This is a genomic window from Vibrio sp. 10N.222.48.A3, from assembly GCF_041475345.1.
In the GTDB taxonomy this organism is placed as follows: domain Bacteria; phylum Pseudomonadota; class Gammaproteobacteria; order Enterobacterales; family Vibrionaceae; genus Vibrio; species Vibrio tasmaniensis_A.
This window is the reverse complement of the sequence record NZ_JBFRVX010000531.1, coordinates 1-4608: the sequence shown is the minus strand read 5'-3', so window position 1 is coordinate 4608 and position 4608 is coordinate 1. Positions and strand designations below refer to the sequence as shown.

Below are 4608 nucleotides of genomic sequence, written 5' to 3'. Positions count from 1 at the left end.
GTATAAATATGGTAAAAAGTAGAGTTTGGTTGTTTATATGAAGTGTATAAATAAAAATTTCTTTTTATTTGAGTAGAAATGCATTTTCTGTTGTCCAAAACACACAATGTTTCTACCTAAAGGATTTTATTCTGTATGAGAAAACTAATAATAACCGCTCTTTGTCTTTATATATCTGGCTGTGCAACCAACGGTGCTGTCTGCATTCCTACAGGAGTTAGTATTTACTGTGGTAGTGGTGTCTAAATAAACAATATCAATTGTGGACAACCAATAGTCAATTAATCTTAAAAATTATTTTCATTGGCATTATAGCCTTGTTCGGTTCTCAACCAAAACTCAGAAAGATCTTCAAACAAGTCGTCGTTGTCTAAGATGCTTAAATGGTTTTCATCGTAACCAAGAATTTGGTCGGCGTTTAATTGAGCTGGGCGCCAAAGCTGGCTTGATAGGTCAATTACGCCATCATTACTGTTGGTATTAAATAACTCCCCTGAATTGTATCCAAACGCTAAAAAGTGCGGGGTATGGTTTTTAGTTTTACTACCAAATAACTCGGCGATAAATTTTCCGTCTGGATTTAAATCTACCCAGGCTGGCATCACGATAGGGGAGTATTCAACTCCTTGCTTGGCAGATGTCACCCCACCAAACGGGGAAGATATGGTGGTGATGCTGCTGACAAAATTGCACAACTGCCCGATTTGGCACTGACGAACACTGTTTGCCACGATCAGCCCGCCCATGCTGTGTGCCACCACGTGTGATTGTTGGATCTTGTATTCCGTCACTATGGTATGCAGCAGGTTATTTAAGCCTTTCGAACTTAAAACCAGAGATAAGCCAGAAGGGTAGTTGAATACCCATATTTGGTATTTAGATTGATCGATTTTTTCGATTAATGGAGCAAAATCTAAAGCGGTTGCGTTGATACCATGTACAAATAGGATAGGGATTTTAGTTGGGTCGTATTCCGACAAAAAGTAGAGTCCAGCATTCCCTTCAAAAAAGAATGTTACTGGCTGCCACATGCCGAGCTTAGCGTTTTCTCGCTTAAAGGGCGGATCCGTTAAACTCACAACGGTGCCTATATCGACAAGATCCAATTCCACTTTCAGTAAAGAGGACAATGAGTGATTAACAAAGGCTCTGGGCGCTTTGTTTTCGTTAATGGCGAGTGAAATTCTTACTGTAGAATTGTCTTGGTGATCATGCAGATTAACGACACTGAATGGTTCGTCAGCTTGTAGGGTTAAATCTTGGTTTTTATCATCAAAGACAAGTAGGTAGTGTATTTTTCTAGATAGCTGCAATTGAATACTGTCGCTATCTATTATGCCGTCGTAGCCATCAACTTCGCTTTTATTGATATCTTTTATCTGTTGAATAACGACGGCTGAGCCCGACGCTGGTTCGGTCAAAATGATTTGGTACTGGTCGGTATAGGCATCAATTGCGTCTATCTCATTAGATAGATTTCTAAAATTACCACACCCTGACAGCACAGCACTGAATAACAGTACGAAAAATAATCGTCCAGTAATGAATTGCCTCATTCTAATCTCATCCCCATCTCAACAAGCTTCGTCATTCAATCAATAATTTTTATACATAAACAAACAGCATGAGTTTAATACTAGCAAGAAAACAGAGAGTTAGGTCATACGTTGTTCTTGAGCATGTATTGTCTTGGTCCGAGTTTACTTAGTTCACGCTGCTCGACCGCGGTATGGCTGATGTCGATTGTCTTTTCGATACTGATTGTCTTTCCGACCCTGATTGTTGGTATATGATTTTTACGATTCTCAATCGCTTTGATTCATGAAAATTATCGACATTGAGAAAAAAATTGAACTTTATTATTTTAGTTAAGTCGTATTGCTACGTTTACCATAACAAGACATCTGCAGTTTAGATATGATCTCAAGTCGAAACACACATCAGCTAACTCGTAGCGCACTATTATTAGTGGGTTGGGTTATCTGTTTCTGTCTCGCCAGTAATATGAGTTTTATCCAAGGCTGCAAAGTAAATTATGACAACAGTGATTCTGCTATTTCTACTGCCGTGCAGGCAAACAAGATTAGCGATAGTGGCGTTTTTATTGATGGGGCATCTCAATCCCAAGACGGCCAATCCGTCCAAAAATGTGAGTTATCAGAACACCTGATAAACTTTGATCACCACCAAGTCAATGATCAAGCTATATTCACGTACTTCATACTCGTTGTCGTCGTATTGTGGTTGCTAAGTACTGTCCCGTATTTCCCTCCCTTCACTGAGCCAATCCTCCACAAAGGTAGGCGCATCCATCTCAAGATCTGTGTCTTTAAAGAATGAAAATAAGAGCGTTTAACTAACACTCATATTATTCATTTTTTAAGGAAAAATTAGACATGCCTAAAAGCAAAATGTCATTGCGCTTTGTTGTGCTTTGGCTATTCGTTGCGTTGTGTTCAACATTCACTGTGAACGCAAGTGCGAGCGAATCAATGACTCCTGTTACAACGGGTTGGATGCAAGACAAGTTACATCCGTATGTAGAAACGCGTTTTGTCATGACAGGACAAATTAATAAAGAAGATAAAACCGCGGCGGGTTATCTGGAAGTGAACCTTTCTGATGAATGGAAAACTTACTGGAGAAGTCCTGGCGAAGGAGGCATTGCGCCCAAAATTAAATGGGCTGACTCTAAGAACGTTTCGCAACTGCAATGGTTTTGGAAGTTTCCTCAACGCTTCAACTTGCTCGGCATAGATACGCTAGGCTACAAGCACAACATCATCTTTCCGATGAATCTTCATATTGATGATATGAACAAACCTGTTGAGCTCCATGCAGTGCTGACGATGTCTTCATGCACCACCATATGTATTCTCACGGATTTTGACATCAACTTGGTGTTTAACCCAAGTGAGATGACCGTGAATAACGACGCGATGCTTGTCTACGCAAAAGCAATGAGCGAAGTGCCGAAAGACTCACCGCTTGTAGAGGGTACATCTACGATTTGGGATGCTCACAAGTCGCAACTTCAAGTTATTGCTACACATAAAATTGGTTGGACTGCACCCGATATAATCGTGGATGGTGATTCAGATGAAATGCAAGATGCTGAATTTGGTATTCCTCACATTGAAATTGAAGGTAACCAAGCCATTGCGACTTATGACGTAAGCAGCTGGATGGGCACACCCGATCTCAACAACCAACACATTCGTGTCAGCATCAAAGACAAAGACTTCATTACAGAATACCCAGCCACTGTTACCAACGGCATAGTGGGTAATAGCTCTATGATAAGTATGGTGCTTTTGGCGCTATTAGGTGGGTTGATTCTCAATATCATGCCCTGTGTATTCCCTGTACTTGGAATGAAACTGAGTGGGGTTATTTCTGCTCAAGGCATGGCAAGAAAACAGGTTAGGTTCCAATTCCTTGCATCTGCGAGTGGCATCCTCGCATCCTTCTGGTTAATCGCCACTTTCTTGGCTGTGTTAAAAATATCAGGCAGCGTTATCGGTTGGGGAATTCAGTTCCAAAACGGTTGGTTTATCGGAGGGATGTTTATCGTCACAGCCCTTTTCAGCGCCAACATGTTAGGGCTTTTCGAGATCCGTCTTTCATCTAATACCAATACGTGGATGGCAACCAAGGGAGGCAGTAGTTACGTCGGACACTTTACACAAGGCATGTTCGCAACGCTATTGGCTACGCCATGTTCTGCTCCATTTCTTGGGACAGCCGTTGCATTTGCTCTTGCCACGACTATCCCGACGATGTTTGGTATTTTCACCGCACTTGCCGTTGGTATGGCACTTCCATGGATCATCGTTGCTGCATTCCCATCGATAGCTTTGGCGCTGCCTAAACCAGGAGCATGGATGAACCGTGTTAAATACCTGTTCGGCGGAATGATGCTAATCACTAGCGTTTGGCTCTTTGGCTTGCTTCGACCTCACGTCCCTCAATTGTGGTTATACGCAATATTGGCAGTCAGTGTTTGCTTATTGCTTGTCCGGTTGGTTCAAGTGCATGGAATCAAGACTGCGGGTGCTGTTGCCTTGCTGCTGTTGAGTGTTATCTCTGCCTCGTTATTTGTCGAGAAGGCAACATCCAAAATTCTGCCACCAGAACCTGAGTGGGAAGCTTTGTCGACCGTAGCCATTGATGAGCATGTTGCTAATGACAAAGTAGTTTTCGTTGATGTTACCGCTGATTGGTGCGTGACTTGTAAAGCAAACAAGATCGGGGTTCTCTTACAAGATCCTGTTTACAGCGTATTGACTGAAGGTGATGTAGTGCCGATGGAGGGCGATTGGACAGTCCCAAGTGATAGTGTCACGTCATACCTACAAGATCACAACCGTTTCGGTGTTCCGTTCAACATGGTTTATGGCCCTAACGCTCCGGAAGGTATTGAGCTTCCTGTCATCTTAACCAGTGATGCGGTGATGGAAGCCATTGAGAAAGCAAAAGGTGGTGACGAATGATGAGAAAAAAAGCTAAGGCAAAACCTCAGTCCAAAAAGCAGAAGTTGAGATCGGCATTACTGTATACCTTGTTCGCATTGGTCGTGGTCTTTGGTGTTGATTATTGGCGTACAAA

Annotated in this window: 2 protein-coding genes and 1 pseudogene; 2 read left to right on the top strand and 1 reads right to left on the bottom strand. The window is 42.2% G+C overall.

Features of this window, described 5'->3' with window-relative positions; genetic code table 11:
* Positions 1–287: 287 nt before the first annotated feature.
* On the bottom strand, positions 288–1556 hold the full coding sequence (locus tag AB4653_RS15410) for a triacylglycerol lipase (protein ID WP_102257808.1): 1269 nt from the start codon (positions 1554–1556) through the stop codon (positions 288–290).
* A gap of 840 nt (positions 1557–2396) precedes the next feature.
* Between AB4653_RS15410 and AB4653_RS15405 the strand changes: the two genes are divergently transcribed.
* Positions 2397–4493, top strand: a complete 2097-nt coding sequence (locus AB4653_RS15405) for a protein-disulfide reductase DsbD (protein ID WP_102257810.1) — start codon at positions 2397–2399, stop codon at positions 4491–4493.
* Positions 4490–4608: pseudogene (locus AB4653_RS15400) on the top strand (protein disulfide oxidoreductase); the annotation flags it as partial. The gene AB4653_RS15405 and the pseudogene AB4653_RS15400, both read left to right, overlap by 4 nt.